A 17,537-nucleotide genomic window follows, 5' to 3' on the forward strand; every position below is an offset into this window, starting at 1 on the left:
TCAGCCGGCCACGACCTTGTCGCGGCCGCTGTTCTTGGCGACGTAGAGGGCGCGGTCCGCGGCCGCCACCAGCGCGGCCGCCGGGCCATCGTCCGCCCTCGCCGCGACCACGCCGAAGCTCGCCGTCACGGTGCGCATCACACCGCCGAGGTCGAACGGGGTCGCCGCGACGGTCCGGCGCAGGCGCTCGGCCACGGCGCGGACCGCCTCCGCTCCGATCCCGGGCAGCACCAGCAGGAACTCCTCGCCACCGTAGCGGCCGATCAAGTCGTCGTCCCGCAGCGCCGCCGCCGTCCGGCGGGTGAACTCGATCAGCGCGGCATCACCGGCGGCATGGCCGCACTGGTCGTTGATCGACTTGAAGCGATCGATGTCGGCCATGACGATGCCGACCATGTCGCCGCGTCCGGCGGCGGTGCGCAACGCATCGGCGAGGCGATCCATGATGGCGCCGCGATTGAGCGCGCCGGTGAGCGGATCGCGGATCGCCTTCTCGGCGAGCCGACCACGCTCCTCCTGCAGGCGCCGATTATGATCGACGATGTCCTGATAAAGGCGGCTCTTCTCGATGACGATCGACACCTGCGCGGCGATCTGACGAAAGATCGCCTGGTGGACTTCGCGATAGGTTTCCTTCTCCCGGCTGGTGAAGAACAGGACGCCGATCGGGCGCTCGCCGACGATGAGCGGACAGGTGAAGCTGGACCGGCCACCTTCACGGACGATCCGACGCGTCGAGTCCGAGTCCGGATGGTCCGCCAGATACTGCTCGAGATCGTTGATGATGCGCGGCTCGCCCCGGGCCAGGACCGCGCCGAGGCTCGAGCCGGCGAGCGGCTGCGAGTAGCCGGCCGAGATCTGCACCTCGCCGAGCACCGAACGCGCCCAATGGGCCGTGAGGTGAGCGCCGTCCGTCGAGACGAAGGCGCAGCCGATGCGGTGGTAGGGAATGATGTCGACGAACCAGTCGAAGATGCGGTTGAGCACGTCGTCGAGGCCGACCCCCTGGTCGACCGAGTGGACGAGGTCGAACAGCCGTTCGAACTCGCGCTCGCGCCGGCCGATCTGGTCGGCGAGCAGATCGAGCTCGCGGGCCAGCGACGCCAGCGCTCCAGTGACCTCGGGCAGCAGCTTGGGAACCGGGCGTCCGCGCCGAAGCTGCCGCACCCACGCCGCTGCATACACCGCGGCTTGGGTCTGGATCGGGCCGGCGAGGGTCGTCTCGGCGTGCATCGGACAGATCCTGGCCATGAATGGCGGCGGACACGTCGGCGAGCGGCAAGAGAGAAGGTCTGATGGCACTACCGTCGATGACAAATCTTAAGGAAGAATTACGCCTGATGGACTAATCCCAGACGGTGGATTCCTCTTGTCGCACAGTCTGAATCCGGGCCGAACACGCCGCCACGGCAGCCGCGGCGCCTCCTCCGCGGAGGCACATCGCGGCCGCTCCGACCTCAATTGATCTTCATGCCGATCGACTTGGCGAAGGCCGCGTAGGTGCCGACCTCTTCCTTGACGCGCGTCTCGAACTCGGCCGGGGTGACGGGCAGCGGCTCGACGCCGATGTCGGTGAGCCTCGCCTTCAGGACCGGGCTTTCGAGCGCCGCCGTGAGCTCGCGATGGAAGGTCGTGACGATCGCGGGGTTCGTCTTCGCCGGGGCGAAGAACCCGATCCACACCGTGTAGTCGGAGTTCGGGAAGCCGGCTTCGAGCGTGGTCGGCACGTCGGGGAGCGCGGCGGCGCGCGTCGGGCTCGACACCGCGAGCGCCTTCAGGCGGCCGGCCCTGATGTGCGGCAGCGCCGTCGAGATCGGGCAGAAATAGTAGGTGACGCGGCCGGCGATCACCTCGGTGAGCGCCTCGGCGCCGCCCTTGAACGGGATGTGGACCGCCTCGTAACCGGCGCTCGCCCGGAACCGCTCGGCCGAGAGATGCACGGCCGAGCCGATGCCGACCGAGGCGAAGGTGAACTCCCCGGGCTTCGCCTTGGCCGCGGCGACGAAGTCCTGCACCGTGTTCAGTCCCGACGACGGCGCGACGATGAGCACATTGGGCACGCTGCCGATGACGCCGAGCGCGACGAAGTCCCGGGTCACGTCGTAGCCGAGGTTCGGATAGAGCGCCGGGGTGATGGTGTGGGCCGAGGAGTTGGCGAGGAGCGTGTAGCCGTCGGGCTCGGCCTTGGCGACCGCGGCCGAGCCGAGCGTGCCGCCGGCGCCGCCGCGGTTCTCGACCACGAAAGTCTGGCCCATGCGGGCGGAGAGCTGCTCCAGCACGACGCGCGGCACCACGTCGGTGGCGCTGCCGGCGCCGAACGGGATCACCACACGCACCGGCTTGGTCGGCCAAGACACGGCCGGGGCCACGGCCGGGGCCACGGCCGGGGTCTCGGCGGCAGCCGGCAACGGCGCGAGCGTCGCCGTCGCGGCGACGAGGCCGATCACGGCAGGCACGAAGGAACGTGCGAAAGCGGGGGCGAAGCGAGGCAGTGTCATGGTCGTCCTTCCGGGTCCGGTTTGGACTCCGAACGGGCAACTCGCGTGCCAACCGAGAGCCGCAGCGCCCGCCGCGGCTCCCTGCCCCGCCCGCCCTACTCGGCCGCGACCGGGGCGCGCTCGCCCTCGCGCACAGATGCGACCTGCGGCTCCAGACGCTTCTTCAGGCGGCGATCGACCTTGTCGAGATAGATGTAGATCACCGGCGTGATGTAGAGCGTGAGGAGCTGCGAGAAGATCAACCCGCCGACCACGGCGACGCCGAGCGGCTGGCGCAGCTCGGCGCCCGCGCCGGTGCCGAGCGCGATCGGCAGCGCGCCGAAGATCGCCGCGAAGGTGGTCATCATGATCGGCCGGAAGCGCAACAAACAGGCTTCCCGCATCGCCGCCTCGGCGCCGAGCCCGACGCGCCGCCGCTCGATCGCGAAGTCGATCATCATGATGGCGTTCTTCTTGACGATGCCGACCAGCATGACGATGCCGATCATGGCGATCACCGACAATTCCATGTCGAACGCCATCAGGATCAAGAGCGCGCCGACGCCGGCCGACGGCAGGCCCGAGATGATGGTGATCGGATGGATGAAGCTCTCGTACAGGATGCCGAGCACCACATAGGCGGCGAACACGGCGGCGAGCACCAGGACGCCCTGCCCGCGCAGCGACTCCTGGAACACTTGGGCCGAGCCCTGGAAGCCGGTGGCGATCGAGGCCGGCAAGTTCGATTCGCGCTCGATCTCGCGGATCGCGTCGACAGCTTGGCCGAGCGAGAGGCCGGGCATGAGATTGAACGAGATCGTCACGGCCGGCTGCTGGCCCTGGTGGTTGACCTGCAGCGGGCCGACGGTCGGGACGATGCGGGTGACGGCCGAGAGCGGGATCGACGGGCCGTTCGCCGCGGTGTTGCCGGTGACGCCGCCGCCGGGCGTGAGCGTGTTGCCGGTCGCTCCGCTGACGTTGGTCTTGAGGAAGATGCGCTCGAGCCCGGACGGATCGGCCTGGAACTCGGGCAGGCTTTCGAGGATCACCTGATAGTCGTTGGACGGCGTGTAGATGGTCGCGACCTGGCGGGTGCCGAAGGCGTTGAACAGCTCCTGCCGGACCTGATCGACCGAGATGCCGTAGAAGGCGGCGCGCTCGCGGTCGATCTCGACCGTCATCTGCGGGTTGGAGATGTAGAGATCCGTGGTGACGTCGCGCAGCCCCGGCAGCGCCGCGATCTTCTCGCGCAGCTCCGGTGCGATCCGATACAGCTCGGCCGTGTCGCTCGACTGCAGCGTGTACTGATACTCGCTCTTGGAGATGCGGCCCGTGATGTTGATGTTCTGGACGTTCTGGAAATAGGTCGCCATGCCGACGACCTTGCCGGTCTCGCGGCGCAACCGCTGGATCACGGCGGTGGCGTTCTCGCCGCGCTCCTTCTTCGGCTTGAGCGCGATGAACATGCGGCCGTAGTTCGGCGTCGGGTTGGGGCCGCCGACCCCCACGGTCGAGTTGACGTAGGCGACGGCCGGATCGGCGCGGACGATCTCGGCGATCTTGCGCTGGCGCTCGGTCATCGCCTTGAACGAGATGTCGGCGGGGCCTTCCACGGTCGCCGCGATGAAGCCGGTGTCCTCGATCGGGAAGAAGCCCTTGGGGATGACGATGTAGAGCCAGACCGTGCCGATCATGGTGGCGGCGGTCGCGGCCAGCACCAGCGGCTTGTGGCGCAGCACGAGGTCGAGCGTCGCCTCGTAGGCGCGCAGCATGCCCTCGAAGGCCCGCTCGAACAGCCGCAGCACCGGGTTCGGCTTCTGCTCACCGCCGTGATGACCGCGCAGCACGCGGGCGCACAGCATCGGAGTCAGCGTCAGCGAGACGAAGCCGGAAATCAGGATCGCCACCGCGATGGTGACGGCGAACTCGCGGAACACGCGGCCGACGAGGCCGCCCATCAGCAGCACCGGGATGAACACGGCGATCAGCGAGAACGTGATCGACACGATGGTGAAGCCGATCTCGCGGGCGCCTTTCAGGGCCGCCTCGAACGGCCGCATGCCGCCCTCGATGTGGCGCACGATGTTCTCGAGCATGACGATCGCGTCGTCGACCACGAAGCCGACCGACAGGGTCAGGGCCAGCATGGTCATGTTGTTGATCGAGAAGCCGAGCGCGTACATCACCGCGAAGGTGCCGATCAGCGAGATCGGCACCGCCAGCGCCGGGATGACGGTGGCCGGCAAGGTGCGCAGGAACAGGAAGATCACGAGCACGACGAGGCCGATGGCGATCGCCAGCGTCTCTTGAACGTCGTAGACGGCCTCGCGGATCGAGACCGAGCGGTCGTTCAGCACCTCCATGCGGATCGCCGCCGGGATCTGCGCCCGGTAGCCGGGCAACCGCTCGCGCACCGCGTCGACCACGGCCACCGTGTTGGCGGCGGGCTGGCGCTGGATGGCCAGCACGATCGCGCGCTCGTTGTTGAAGTAGCTCGCGATGCGGTCGTTCTCGACCGAGTCGACGACGCGCGCCACATCCTCCAGCTTGACCGGCGTGCCGTTGCGGAACGCGACGACGACCTTTTGGTAATCGGCCGCCTTGGTCATCGCGGCGGTCGCGGTCAGCGTCACGTTCCGGTCGGTTCCCGAGATGGTGCCGACCGGCGTGTTGGAGTTCGTCTTGGCGACGACGTTGCGGATGTCTTCCAGCGAGATGTTGCGGGCCGCCGCGGCGACCGGGTCGACCTGCACCCGCACGGCGAAACGCTGCGCGCCGTAGACCAGAACCTGGGCGACGCCCGGGATCTGCGAGATCTGCTGGGCGAGCGTGATCTCGCCGTAGTCGTTGACGGTGGAGAGCGGCAGCGTCGACGAGACGAGGCTGATGTAGAGGATCGGGAAGTCGCCGGGATTGACCTTGCGGAAGCTCGGCGGCGTCGTCATTTCGATCGGCAGCCGCCGTTGGGCCACCGAGAGCGCCGTCTGCACGTCGAGCGCGGCGCCGTCGATGTCACGGCCGAGATCGAACTGGATGGTGATCTGCGTCGTCCCGAGCGACGACATCGAGGTCATCGACGAGATGCCCGAGATGGTCGAGAGCTGGCGCTCGATCGGCGAGGCGACCGAGGCCGCCATGGTCTCGGGGCTGGCGCCCGGCAGCGTCGCCGTGATGGCGATGGTCGGATAGTCGACGGTCGGCAGCGCCGCGACCGCCAGGAGCCGATAGGCGAAGATGCCGAACACGATCATCGACGCGGTGATCAGCGTCGTCAGCACCGGGCGGCGGATGCAGGTCTCCGAGATCGTCACGGCGGCCGTCTCCTACCTCGTTTCGGCGCGCGGCGCGTAGGGTGGGCAAAGGCGCGCGCTCGGCGCGCCGTGCCCACGCGGTCGAGCCCGCGGCGCTCTTCGTGGTGCCGGCGAGCCGGCGCGGTGGGCACGCTTCGCTTTGCCCACCCTACATCTCCACCGTGGCCGGCACGATCACGCTCCGGCCTTGCGGGGCGGTTGCTCGCCCCGCACCGTGACGCGGGCGCCGTCGGTGAGCTGGAGATGGCCGGCCGTCACCACCGCCTCGCCGCCCGACAAGCCGGTCTCGACGACCGTCTCGGGGCCGCTCGCGCGCAGCACCGTGACGGGCTGCACCTTGGCGACGCCGTCCTTCACCACGTAGACGAAGCTGCCCTGCTGGCTGACCTGCACGGCGGTCGACGGCACCGTCACGGCGTCCTCGACGCGCAGCGTGAGGCGCGCCGTGACCAGCGTCCCGGGCCACAGCAGCTCGTCGGCGTTGGGCATCGTCGCCCGGATCGTCGCCATGCCGGTCGCCGCGTCCACCGCGTTCTCGATCATGGCGATCTGGCCGCGGGCGCGCCGCGTCTCGCCCGGGATGACGGCCTCGACGACGGCGTCCTCGTTGGTCAGCGCGGAGCGGATCTGCGGCAGCAGGCGCTGCGGCACCGTGAAGGAGACGTAGACGGGCGCGGTCTGGTTGATGGTCGCGATCGGCGTCAGGTCGGCGGTGCGCACTTGGTTGCCGATCTTCACGTTCGCCTGGCTCGTGCGGCCGGAGATCGGCGCCCGGATCGTGGTGAAGCCGAGCTGCACCTTGAGGTGGTCGATGGTGGCCTGGCTCGCAAGGATCGCGGCCCGGTAGACGTCGGCCTGGGTCTTGGCGTTGTCGAGATTGGTCTGCGGCGTGGCGGCGCGGGCGACCAGCTCGGTGTAGCGCCGCAGGTCGCGCTCGGCGCCTTCGAGCTGGGCCTTGTCGCGGGCGAGCTGCGCCTCCGCCTGCCGGATCTGGGCTTCGAGGGCGCGGCTGTCGAGCGTGACCAGGAGGTCGCCCTTCTTCACCACGGCGCCGTCCTCGAAATGGATGCCGACGATCTCGCTGTCGATGCGGGTGCGCACAGCGACGCTGGCGAGCGGCGTCACCGAGCCGAGCGCCTCGACCGTCACGGGGCTCTTCTTGCGGACCGACACCGCGGTCTCGACCGCGACGGCCCGCGGCCCGGCGGCAGCGCGCGCCGTCTGGCTCGCCGACTTCTCGGCGCCGAGCCGCTGCACGGCGAAGGCACTGCCCGCGAGTGCGAGCACACCCACCACAACCCAGAGCGCCCGACGTCGGATCATGGTCTGCCCGTCTGTTCAGTTGCCGTGCGACACGGCCGCCGTCCGCCGTGCCGGATCGTGTTGCGCCGCGACGACGCCGCGATGATCACCCCGCCGTCGAACATCGGTCCGACGATCGACGTCTCGATGAAGACGAGCGCGGTCCGTGACGGGGCCAAGGGGGTGCCTCGAACGAGTGGCCGGCGGCGTCGGCATTGTCACCGACGAGCAATTAGCATACCGCAAAAATCGAAGCAGCCATCCGGTATGAAGATTGCGAAATTGTAATCGGGCCGGCGCGCCTTGTATCGCAAGTGCGGGACGCAGGAGAAAACGATGCGGATCGCGACGTGGAACGTGAACTCGGTGAAGCAGCGGCTCGATCATCTGCTGTCCTGGCTACAGGAACGGCAGCCCGACATCGTCTGCCTGCAGGAGATCAAGTGCGTCGACGACGCGTTTCCACGCGAGCCCATCGAGGCCGCCGGCTGGAACGTCGCGGTGCACGGCCAGAAGACGTTCAACGGTGTCGCGCTGCTGTCACGCCGGCCGTTCGACGAGGTGACGCCGGGCCTGCCGGGCGATCCCGACGACGACCACGCCCGCTTCATCGAAGGCGTCGTCTCGACCGGCGGAGGCGGCGTGGTTCGGGTCGCCTGCCTCTACCTGCCCAACGGCAATCCGGTGGGCACGGAAAAATACCCCTACAAGCTGCGCTGGATGGACCGGCTCGCCGCCTATGCGCGCGACCGGCTGTCGCTCGAGGAGCCGTTCGTGATGGCCGGCGACTACAACGTCCTGCCGACCGCGATCGACGTCCCCAATCCGGAGGCGTGGGCCGGTGACGCGCTGTTCCTGCCGCAGACGCGCGACAAGTTCTCGGCCCTGAAGGCGCTCGGCTTCACCGACGCGATCCGGGCCGGCTCCGACGCACCAGGGTTGTATACATTCTGGGACTACCAGGCCGGCTGCTGGCAGAAGAATCTCGGCCTGCGAATCGATCATCTGCTGCTGTCGCCGCAGGCAGCCGACCGCCTCTCCGCCGCCGGCATCGACAAGCACGTGCGCGGCTGGGACAAGCCTTCCGACCACGTGCCCGTGTGGTGCGACCTCGCGCTCGAGGCGGCATGAGGGGGGAGGCGGCGCCCCGCGGGTCGCCAGCGCCGTGGAGTGCTTGCATCCGTCGGCACCTCCGATCTGCTATATTAACCCGGCCACGCAACCGGGGGACGCAATGGGCGAGATCCGGATCCGCAACCTCGACGATGCCGTCATCGCGCGCCTCGAGCGCCGCGCCGCGCTCAACGGCCGCTCGCTCGAGCAGGAGCTGCGCGAGGTACTCGCCGCGGCAGCGCCGGAAGCACCGTGGTCTCCCGAGGAAAGGCTCGAGCACACGCGGCGCCTTCGCGAGAAATTGCCCGACCTCCGCCATGTCGATGTCGAGGCACTGGTCCGATCGGGGCGCGACGAGGACTTGGCGTGATCCTGGTCGTCGATGCGAGCATCGCGGCGCATCGGCTGCTTCGACTTGCGCGCTCCGACGACGCCGACCGCATCCTCGGCAACGGTGAGAATCGCCTGATCGCGCCCGACCTCGTCATCGCCGAGATCGCGAGCGTGGTCTGGAAGCTCTGGAAGTTCGAAGGGCTCGATGCGGGTTTGGCCCAGGAGATGCTCGCTACGGCACCGTCGGGTTTCGACGAGCTGATCCCCTGCTCCGCGCTGACCGAGCGAGCGTTGTCGATCGCCATCAGGCTCGGGCATTCGATCTACGACTGCTTCTACGTGGCTCTGGCCGAGCAGAGGAAAGCCAAGCTGGTCAGCTTCGACGAGCGGCTTCGGCGTGTCTGCAAGCCGACCCGGTACGCCTCGCTCTTCCTGCCGACGACCTGACCCCGCCCCTACTCCTTCCGCCCGCCGCGCAGCCAGTGCTCGAGATGGGCGAGCGCCTTGGCCCGCTCCGCCTCGGTGGCGGTCTTGAAGGCGGCGGCGTGCAGGTCGGTGATCCACGCCTCCTGCGGGGTCGCGGCGTCGCGGGCGAGCGTCAACCACATCAGGCCCTTGGCGCCCTGGCGCGGCACCGCCTCGCCCTTGAACAGCATGGCGCCGAGCATCGCCTGGGCCTGGTACTGGCCCTTGTTGGCGGCGAGCTGCAGCCACCGGGCCGCTTGGCGGGCGTCCTTCACGCCGCCGTATCCTTCGAGATACATGCGGCCGAGGTGATACTGGGCGTCCGGGTCGCCGAAATAGGAGGCCGCGTAGGTGAACATCTCGCGGGCGCGGTCCGGATCGGACTTCACGACCGAGTTCGGGATGCCGTCGAGATAGTAGTTGCCGAGCGCCACGAAGGCGTTGGCGACGAAGCGGGCGCGCGGCGTGCCGGGGCTCTCGTCCGCATAGGCGTCGGCGACCTCGCGGAAATACTCGAAGGCGCGCACGTCGTCCTGCTTGACGCCGTCGCCCTCGGCATACATCCGGCCGAGCTTCCACTGGGCGATCGGGTGGCCGCTGGCGGCCGCGTATTCGAGCGACGACAGGCCGTTCTTGGTGTCGCCGGCGCGCAACGCCTGGGCGCCCGAGCGGAACGCCTCGACCGGGGTGAGGTTGCGCAGCGTCGGGGCGGCCTGCAGCGTGCCAGGCGCCAGAATGGCGGCACCGCGGGGAAACAGGTCGATGCTGACGGCCGGCGCCACCTGCACGGGCCCGACCGGCCCGACCGGGGTCACCGGCCCCACCGGGCCGCGCGAGGCATCGAACGCGACCGCGCTGCCCAGCCCGAGGGCCAAGCCGACTGCGACCAGAATGCCGATCCGCCTAGACGTCCGCATAGCACTTCTTCTCGGCTACGGCGCCCGGATGCGTGACGGCGCCGGTTCGCGCCGATCCCACCTGCTGGGCGTATTTCCACAAGTAACCCGACGTCGCCGTCGTCCGCTTCGGCTTGAACTCGGCCCGGCGGGCATCGAGCTCGGCCTTGGAGAGCTTCACGTTCAGGGTGCCGGCCTCGGCGTCGATCTCGATGATGTCGCCGTCGCGCAGAAGGCCGATCGGCCCGCCGACCGCCGCCTCCGGCCCGACATGGCCGACGCAGAAGCCGCGGGTGGCGCCGGAGAAGCGGCCGTCGGTGATCAGCGCCACCTTGCCACCGGTGCCCTGCCCGTAGAGGGCCGCCGTGGTGGCCAGCATCTCGCGCATGCCGGGACCGCCTTGCGGACCCTCGTGGCGGATGACGAGGACGTCGCCCTCCTTGTAGCGCCGCTTCTTCACCGCCTCGAAGCAGGCCTCCTCGCCGTCGAAGCAGCGCGCCGGGCCGGTGAAGGTGAGGCTCTCCAGGCCGGCGATCTTCACGATCGCGCCGTCCGGGGCGAGGTTGCCCTTCAGTCCGACGACGCCGCCGGTCGGCAGCAACGGACGATTGGCCGGCAGGACGACGTCCTGGGCCTTGTTCCAAGCCACCGCGGCGAGGTTCTGGGCCATGGTGCGGCCCGTCACGGTCATGCAGTCGCCGTGCAGGAAGCCGTGGTCGAGCAGCGTCTTCAGGATCAGCGGGACGCCGCCGACCTCGAACAGATCCTTGGCGACGTAGCGGCCGCCCGGCTTCAGGTCGGCGATGTAGGGGGTGCGCTTGAACACCGCGGCGACGTCGAACAGGTCGAAGGTGATGCCGCACTCGTTGGCGATCGCCGGCAGATGCAGGGCCGCGTTGGTCGAGCCCCCGGTGGCGGCGACGGCCGCGGCGGCGTTCTCCAACGCCTCGCGGGTGACGATGTCGCGCGGCCGGATGTTGCGGCGGATCAGCTCGACGATCTGCTCGCCGGCCGTCATGCAGAAGCGGTCGCGGATCTCGTAAGGCGCCGGCGCGCCGGCCGAGTACGGCAGCGCCAGGCCGATCGCCTCGGAGACGGTCGCCATGGTGTTGGCCGTGAACTGCGCCCCGCAGGCGCCGGCCGACGGGCACGCGACCTGCTCGAGCTCGTCGAGGTCGCCGTCGGAGAGGTCGCCGACCGAGTGCCGGCCGACCGCCTCGAAGACGTCCTGGACCGTGACGGGCCGGCCCCTGAAGCTACCGGGCAGGATCGAGCCGCCGTAGATGAAGATCGACGGCACGTTCAGCCGGCACATCGCCATCATCATGCCGGGGAGCGACTTGTCGCAGCCGGCGAGCCCGACCAGCGCGTCGTAGGCGTGGCCCCGCATGGTCAGCTCGACCGAGTCGGCGATCACCTCGCGGGACGGCAGCGAGGACTTCATGCCCTCGTGGCCCATGGCGATGCCGTCCGTCACCGTGATGGTGCAGAACTCGCGCGGCGTGCCGCCGTTCGCCGCGACGCCCTTCTTCACCGCCTGGGCCTGGCGCATCAGCGCGATATTGCACGGGGCCGCCTCGTTCCAGCAGCTGGCCACGCCGACGAAGGGCTGATGGATCTGCTGCTTGGTGAGGCCCATGGCGTAATAGTAGGACCGATGCGGCGCGCGCGCGGAACCTTCGGTCACGTGCCGGCTGGGCAGCCTGCTCTTGAGGTCCGTCCGAACGTCCATCGCGCGTCGTGTCCCCGGTCGAGACCGCGAGCGACCGGCACGTTCGTGCACCGAGTTCAGCGATCTGGACCCATTCGAAATCATGGAGGCGTGTGGCGGAAAATAGGCGTTTGGCCTTGACACACGCCCGGTCACGGAAATGTTGATCCCCTGTTGCTGCAGCGACACACGCTGTGGTCACGGACGCACAAACGGCTTGCGGAGCGCGCGTCGTTGTCGTCGTCTCGCTGTACCGGCAGAGCCCGTCGTCCCGTCTCCACTCTGCACGGAACCGGTCGACGGACCGTCAAGGCGCACGTGCCGAAACCACCGATTTCGTCGAGCTTTCGTTCACCATGACGCGGACCGCCGAGCCTCTTCGCCGCGCGCCGACGCGGCTCGATCGTGGCTTCTTCGATCGCAGCGTCCATCGCGTGGCGCCCGACCTGATCGGCGCGACGCTGCTCGTCGACGGCGTCGGCGGCGTGATCGTCGAGGTCGAGGCCTATCACCACACGGACCCGGCGGCGCACAGCTACATCGGCCGCACGGCGCGCAACGCCGTGATGTTCGGCCCGCCGGGGCATGCCTATGTCTATCGATCCTACGGCATCCACTGGTGCGTGAACGCGGTGTGCGAGCCGGAAGGCTCGGCGAGCGCGGTGCTGATCCGGGCGATCGCTCCGACCGAGGGGATCGAGACCATGCGGGCGCGCCGTGGCGTCGCCGACGACCGCCTGCTGTGCGCCGGGCCGGGGCGCCTGTGCGAGGCGCTCGGCATCACGCGGGCGCTGGACGGGGCGCCGCTCGACGCCCCGCCCTTCGTGCTGCTGGCCCGCCGGGGCACGCCCGAGATCGTCGCCGGCCCGCGCATCGGCATCACCAAGGCGGCCGACCGGCCGTGGCGCTACGGGCTGAAGGGCTCGCCGTTCCTCAGCAAGCCGTTTCGTGGAGCGTGACGGCCCGCCGCCGGCCGCGGCGTGGGCGCGCGATCGAGCGGTGGCGACCGTGCGTCGTCAGAGGGCGTCGCCGTCGACCTCGCCGGTGCGGATGCGCAGCGCCCGCTCGATCGGGGTGACGAAGATCTTGCCGTCACCGATATGGTCGGTGCGCGCGGCGCCCCGGATCGTCTCGATCACCCGCTCGACCCGGTCGTCGTCGACCACCACGTCGATGCGGATCTTCGGCAGGAACGCCACGACGTACTCGGCGCCGCGGTAGACCTCCTTGTGGCCGCGCTGGCGGCCGTAACCCTTGACCTCGGTGACGGTCATGCCCTGGGTTCCGGCGGACGTCAGGGCGTCGCGGACATCGTCGAGCTTGAAGGGTTTGATGACGGCGGTGACGAGCTTCATGCGGCACTCCAGAAATCGGGGTCGGACGCCGAACAGACGGAGGGAAGCCCCGGCGCCCGAACAAGGCGCGGCGGTCCGAAGGCGTGTCGGTGCACCGCAAAATACCGATACGGCGCCGCCAAAACAGACGGATTTCCACGCATTTGAGGATTTGCTGCCATGCACCGGCGGCGACCGGCACGGGTTGGCCACGATCGCCGTCGTTCCTGTCCCTCGGACCGACGGTCCGCGGGCCCGGACCCCATTCGCCCGGTGTCGGTGGATCACGCCGGAGAGGGGATATAGATCCCGGGCTCGGCGCCGACCCGCCGCCCCGGGATGACGGGCCTCGGATCAGCCGGCGTCCTTCAGCCGCTCCAGCGCCTCGATGAACTTGTCGCGGCGGGCGACCGCCTCCTCGCGCTTCTCGCGCTCGCCCTCGACCACCTCCTCGGGAGCCCGCGCCACGAAGTCGGCATTGGCGAGCTTGCCGTCGACCCGGGCGATGTCCGCCTCGGCTTTGGCCTTCTCCTTGGTCAGCCGGGCCTTCTCGGCGGCGATGTCGATCACGCCGGCGAGCGGGATGGCGGCCACCTCGCCGCGCACCACGAGCTGCACGGCGCCCTTGGGGGCGGCCGCGGCATGGCCGATGCCCTCCAGCCGGGCGAGCCGCTCGATCACCTCGGCCCAGCGCCGTGCCCGCTCGATGGTCGTCGGCGCCCCGGTCAGCACCAGCGGCAGCTTGGTGGCCGGCGGCACGTTCATCTCGGCCCGCACCGAGCGGATCGCCGTCACGAGGTCGATCACCCACCCGATTTCGGCCTCGGCCTCCGGATTTTCCAGGCCTTCGGCCGCGGGCCAACGGGCCAGCGCCAGCAGCCCGTCGCGGGCCGGGCCGCCCTCGGCCGTGACGGTCCACAGCTCCTCGGTGACGAACGGCATGAACGGGTGGAGGAGCGCCAGGATGGCGTCGCGCACATGCGCCACCATGGCGCGGGTCTCGTCCTTGGCCGGGCCGTCGGCGCCGAGCAGCACCGGCTTGGCGAGCTCCAGGTACCAGTCGCAATAGACGTTCCAGACGAAGCGGTAGACGGCGCCCGCCGCCTCGTTGAACTTGTAGGCTTCGAGCGCCGCCGTGGTGTCGGCGACGGCACGGGCGAGCTCGTGGCCGATCCACTTGTTGAGCGTCTCGGTGGCGACGCGCGGGTCGAAGCCCGGAACCGTGACGCACCCGTTCATCTCGGCGAAGCGGCTGGCATTCCACAGCTTTGTCGCGAAGTTTCGGTACCCCTCGACCCGCGATTTCGCCAGCTTGATGTCCCGCCCTTGCGCCGCCATGGCAGCGAGCGTGAAGCGCAGCGCGTCGGCCCCGTACTCGTCGATGATCTCCAGCGGATCGATGACGTTGCCCTTGGACTTCGACATCTTCTGGCCGCGCTCGTCGCGGACCAGCGCGTGGATGTAGACGGTCTTGAACGGGACTTCGTCCATGAAGTGAAGTCCCATCATCATCATCCTGGCAACCCAGAAGAAAATAATGTCGAACCCGGTCACGAGCACGCTCGTCGGGTAGTAGCGCGAAAGCTCCTTCGTCTCGTCCGGCCAGCCGAGCGTCGAGAACGGCCACAGCGCCGAGGAGAACCAGGTGTCGAGCACGTCCTCGTCGCGGATCAGGAACGGCGACCGGCTCTCCGGATCGAGCGCCATGTCGTGCCCTTCCATGGGCGTGATGGCCTCGGTCTCGGCGTAATAGGCGAGCGCCCGGGAGACGGCCTCCTCCTCGGTCTCGGCGACGAACACCTTGCCGTCCGGCCCGTACCAGGCCGGGATCTGGTGGCCCCACCAGAGCTGGCGGGAGATGCACCAGGGCTGGATGTTCTCCATCCACTCGAAATAGGTCTTCTCCCAGGTCTTCGGGACGAAGACGGTGGAGCCGTCGCGCACCGCGTCGAGCGCCCGGACGGCGAGCGCCTTGGCGTTGACGTACCACTGGTCGGTGAGGAACGGCTCGATGACGACGCCGGAGCGGTCGCCGTGCGGCACCATGTGGGTGTGCGGCTCGATCTTCTCGAGCAGGCCCTCGGTCTCCAGCCGCTCGACGATCGTCTTGCGCGCCTCGAAGCGGTCGAGCCCGTGCAGCGCGATCGTCTCGCGCAGCGCCTCGGTCATCTCGACCTTGTCGAGGAACGCCGCGTTCTCGGCGAGGTCGAGCCGGCCCTCGGTGTCGAGCACGTTGACGAGCGGCAGATGGTGCCGCCGGCCGACCTCGAAGTCGTTGAAGTCGTGCGCCGGGGTGATCTTGACGGCACCCGTGCCCTTCTCGGGATCCGAATACTCGTCGGCGACGATCGGGATGCGGCGGCCGACCAGCGGCAGGATCACGTGCCTGCCGACCAGGTGCCGGTAGCGGTCGTCGGTCGGATGCACCGCGACGGCGGTATCGCCCAGCATGGTCTCCGGCCGTGTCGTCGCGACCGTGATGAACTCGCCCGTGCCCTCCACCGGATAGCGGATGTGCCAGAGATTCCCCTTCACCTCGACCTGCTGCACCTCGAGATCCGAGATGGCGGTGAGGAGCTTGGGATCCCAGTTGACCAGCCGCTTGTCCTTGTAGATCAGCCCCTCTTCGTAAAGCTTGACGAAGACCTTCAGCACCGCACGCGAAAGCCCCTCGTCCATGGTGAAGCGCTCGCGCGACCAGTCGCACGAGGCGCCGAGGCGGCGAAGCTGGTTGACGATGGTGCCGCCCGACTCGGCCTTCCAGGCCCAGACGCGATCCAGGAACGCCTCCCGGCCCATCTCGCGGCGCGACGGCTCCTTGCGCTGCATGAGCTGGCGCTCGACCACCATCTGGGTGGCGATGCCGGCGTGGTCGGTGCCGGGCTGCCACAGCACGTCCTTGCCGCGCATGCGCTCGAACCGCACCAGCACGTCCTGCAGCGTGTTGTTGAGGGCGTGCCCCATGTGGAGCGAGCCGGTGACGTTGGGCGGCGGGATAACGAGGCAGTAAGGCGCGGCGTTCGCACGGTCCGGCCGTCCGGCCCGGAACGCCTGCGCCGCCTCCCAAGCGGCCGAGATGCGGTCCTCGATGGCGGCGGGCTGGTAGGTTTTCTCGATCATGGGTCCGGATTCTTTACGCGGCGGGGCACGATCGCGAAGCGCCGCAAGAGGTTCGGCGACGATCGCGGGTCCGCCCTGGAAGATGGCGGGCGCCACCAAACCCCCCGCACCCGCCGCTGTCAACGCCGCCGAACGGCGGCCGCCCGGGCGGACCACGCGGCGGAGCGAGCGCCCACCGCGGCGGTTCGGCGGCGTCCGGGCCGTGGCGCCTGGAGCGCCCCTCCGGATCGTGTAAGCTGCCGGCTCGCAAGGATCCGACGCCTCACGTGCCGACCGCCCCACCCGCCTCGCCCTCGTTCACCCGCCCGATCGCCGTGCTGTCGCTCGCCGCCTTCGCCAGCCAGGCGCAGGTGCGCGCCGCCGACACCGTGCTGCCGCAGATCGCCGCCGACTTCGGCGTGACCGTCGGGGTGGCCTCGGTCGTGGTGTCGTCCTATCTGGTCGTCCACGGGACGCTGCAGCTCGTCAGCGGGCCGGTCGGCGACCGCTTCGGCAAGTTCCGCACCGTGGCGATCGCGGCCACCCTCGCCTCGCTGCTGGTGCTGGCCTGCGCCCTGACCGGCACGCTCGCCGGGCTGACCGCGATGCGGCTCGCCTGCGGCGCCGCTGCGGCCTGCGTCATTCCGCTCGGCATGGCCTATATCGGCGACACCGTGCCCTACGAGCGGCGCCAGCAGGTGCTCGGTCGCTATCTCGGCGGCCAAGTGATGGGCCAGCTCTTCGGCCAGGCGGCGGGCGGCATCGTCGGCGACGCCTTCGGCTGGCGCGCCGTGTTCGTGGTGCTGGGCGGCATCTTCATGGTGGCGGCGCTGGCGCTCGCCGTCGAGCTTGCCCGCAATCCGGCGACCCGCGTCCGCACCGACGACGGCCCACGCATCGGCATGATCGCGGGCTACGGCATCGTGCTGCGCAACCGCTGGGCCCGCACCTTGATGCTGATCGTGTTCGTCGAGGGAGCACTGATGTTCGGCGGGCTCGCCTATGTGGGCGCCGATCTCGTCGCCCGCTTCGGGCTGAGCTTCACGCTGGTCGGCGTGGTGCTCGGCAGCTTCGGGCTCGGCGGGCTGATCTATGCCAGCGCGGTGCGGGTTCTGGTCGGCCGGCTCGGCCAGGTCGGCCTGTCGATCGGCGGCGGCGCCACGCTCGGCCTCGCCTACGCGATTCTCGCGCTGACGCCGCGCTGGTGGCTCGCGCCGCTCGGCGTGGTGCTGCTCGGGCTCGGCTTCTACATGCTGCACAACACGTTGCAGACCAATGCGACGCAGATGTCGCCGGAGGTCCGCGGCACCGGCGTGGCGCTGTTCTCGTCGTCGCTGTTCCTCGGCCAGCCGCTCGGCGTCGCCGTGTGGGCGCCGGTCTACGATCGCTTCGGCGCGCGTCCCGTGTTCCTGGTCACGGCCGTGCTGCTGCCGCTGATCGGGCTGTGGTTCGCGGCGAAGCTGCGGCGCCGCGCGACAGGCCCCTGATGGCCGTGC

General features: G+C 69.5%; 13 protein-coding genes. 5 read left to right on the forward strand and 8 right to left on the reverse strand.

Annotated elements, in window-relative coordinates:
• The 4 genes from ACFSOX_RS01610 to ACFSOX_RS01625 all read right to left on the reverse strand — a co-directional run bounded on the left by ACFSOX_RS01610 (nucleotide 1) and on the right by ACFSOX_RS01625 (nucleotide 7,111).
• On the reverse strand, nucleotides 1–1,233 hold the full coding sequence (locus tag ACFSOX_RS01610; protein ID WP_378476036.1) for a sensor domain-containing diguanylate cyclase: 1,233 nt from the start codon (nucleotides 1,231–1,233) through the stop codon (nucleotides 1–3).
• A 224-nt stretch (nucleotides 1,234–1,457) separates the two neighbouring features.
• Nucleotides 1,458–2,498, reverse strand: coding sequence for a Bug family tripartite tricarboxylate transporter substrate binding protein (locus ACFSOX_RS01615; protein ID WP_378476037.1), 1,041 nt, complete (start codon nucleotides 2,496–2,498; stop codon nucleotides 1,458–1,460).
• Nucleotides 2,499–2,593: 95 nt separating this feature from the next.
• Entirely contained in the window at nucleotides 2,594–5,788 is a 3,195-nt protein-coding gene (locus ACFSOX_RS01620; RefSeq protein ID WP_378476038.1) for an efflux RND transporter permease subunit, read from the reverse strand.
• A 174-nt stretch (nucleotides 5,789–5,962) separates the two neighbouring features.
• Nucleotides 5,963–7,111, reverse strand: a complete 1,149-nt coding sequence (locus ACFSOX_RS01625) for an efflux RND transporter periplasmic adaptor subunit (RefSeq protein WP_378476039.1) — start codon at nucleotides 7,109–7,111, stop codon at nucleotides 5,963–5,965.
• A 315-nt stretch (nucleotides 7,112–7,426) separates the two neighbouring features.
• Between ACFSOX_RS01625 and xth the strand changes: the two genes are divergently transcribed.
• The 3 genes from xth (at nucleotide 7,427) to ACFSOX_RS01640 (ending at nucleotide 8,983) form a co-directional block, all read left to right on the forward strand.
• Nucleotides 7,427–8,221 (forward strand): exodeoxyribonuclease III, encoded by a 795-nt coding sequence (xth, locus tag ACFSOX_RS01630; protein ID WP_378476040.1) that lies wholly within the window; start codon nucleotides 7,427–7,429, stop codon nucleotides 8,219–8,221.
• Between the two features lie 103 nt (nucleotides 8,222–8,324).
• The gene (locus tag ACFSOX_RS01635; protein WP_378476041.1) at nucleotides 8,325–8,573 is read left to right on the forward strand and encodes a FitA-like ribbon-helix-helix domain-containing protein; all 249 of its coding nucleotides are present in this window, start codon (nucleotides 8,325–8,327) and stop codon (nucleotides 8,571–8,573) included.
• A complete protein-coding gene (locus tag ACFSOX_RS01640) occupies nucleotides 8,570–8,983 on the forward strand; it encodes a type II toxin-antitoxin system VapC family toxin (protein ID WP_378476042.1) in 414 nt (137 codons plus the stop codon). The genes ACFSOX_RS01635 and ACFSOX_RS01640 overlap by 4 nt, the downstream gene beginning before the upstream one ends.
• 8 nt (nucleotides 8,984–8,991) lie before the next feature.
• On the opposite strand, the gene ACFSOX_RS01645 is transcribed toward ACFSOX_RS01640, so the two are convergent.
• Entirely contained in the window at nucleotides 8,992–9,918 is a 927-nt protein-coding gene (locus ACFSOX_RS01645) for a tetratricopeptide repeat protein (RefSeq protein WP_378476043.1), read from the reverse strand.
• A complete protein-coding gene (ilvD, locus tag ACFSOX_RS01650) occupies nucleotides 9,905–11,629 on the reverse strand; it encodes a dihydroxy-acid dehydratase (RefSeq protein WP_378476044.1) in 1,725 nt (574 codons plus the stop codon). The genes ACFSOX_RS01645 and ilvD overlap by 14 nt, the downstream gene beginning before the upstream one ends.
• A 335-nt stretch (nucleotides 11,630–11,964) precedes the next feature.
• Here ilvD and ACFSOX_RS01655 point away from each other — a divergent pair, with 335 nt between their 5' ends.
• On the forward strand, nucleotides 11,965–12,567 hold the full coding sequence (locus ACFSOX_RS01655) for a DNA-3-methyladenine glycosylase (RefSeq protein ID WP_378476045.1): 603 nt from the start codon (nucleotides 11,965–11,967) through the stop codon (nucleotides 12,565–12,567).
• Between the two features lie 57 nt (nucleotides 12,568–12,624).
• Here the strand turns inward: ACFSOX_RS01655 and ACFSOX_RS01660 are convergent, their stop codons facing one another.
• Both ACFSOX_RS01660 and ACFSOX_RS01665 read right to left on the reverse strand, forming a co-directional pair.
• Entirely contained in the window at nucleotides 12,625–12,963 is a 339-nt protein-coding gene (locus tag ACFSOX_RS01660) for a P-II family nitrogen regulator (protein ID WP_378476046.1), read from the reverse strand.
• A gap of 333 nt (nucleotides 12,964–13,296) precedes the next feature.
• The gene (locus ACFSOX_RS01665) at nucleotides 13,297–16,062 is read right to left on the reverse strand and encodes a valine--tRNA ligase (protein ID WP_378476047.1); all 2,766 of its coding nucleotides are present in this window, start codon (nucleotides 16,060–16,062) and stop codon (nucleotides 13,297–13,299) included.
• A gap of 266 nt (nucleotides 16,063–16,328) precedes the next feature.
• Here ACFSOX_RS01665 and ACFSOX_RS01670 point away from each other — a divergent pair, with 266 nt between their 5' ends.
• The gene (locus tag ACFSOX_RS01670) at nucleotides 16,329–17,528 is read left to right on the forward strand and encodes an MFS transporter (RefSeq protein WP_378476048.1); all 1,200 of its coding nucleotides are present in this window, start codon (nucleotides 16,329–16,331) and stop codon (nucleotides 17,526–17,528) included.
• Nucleotides 17,529–17,537: the final 9 nt, after the last annotated feature.

Origin of the sequence: Rhodoplanes azumiensis, assembly GCF_042682915.1 — a bacterium.
Lineage (GTDB): Bacteria > Pseudomonadota > Alphaproteobacteria > Rhizobiales > Xanthobacteraceae > Rhodoplanes > Rhodoplanes azumiensis.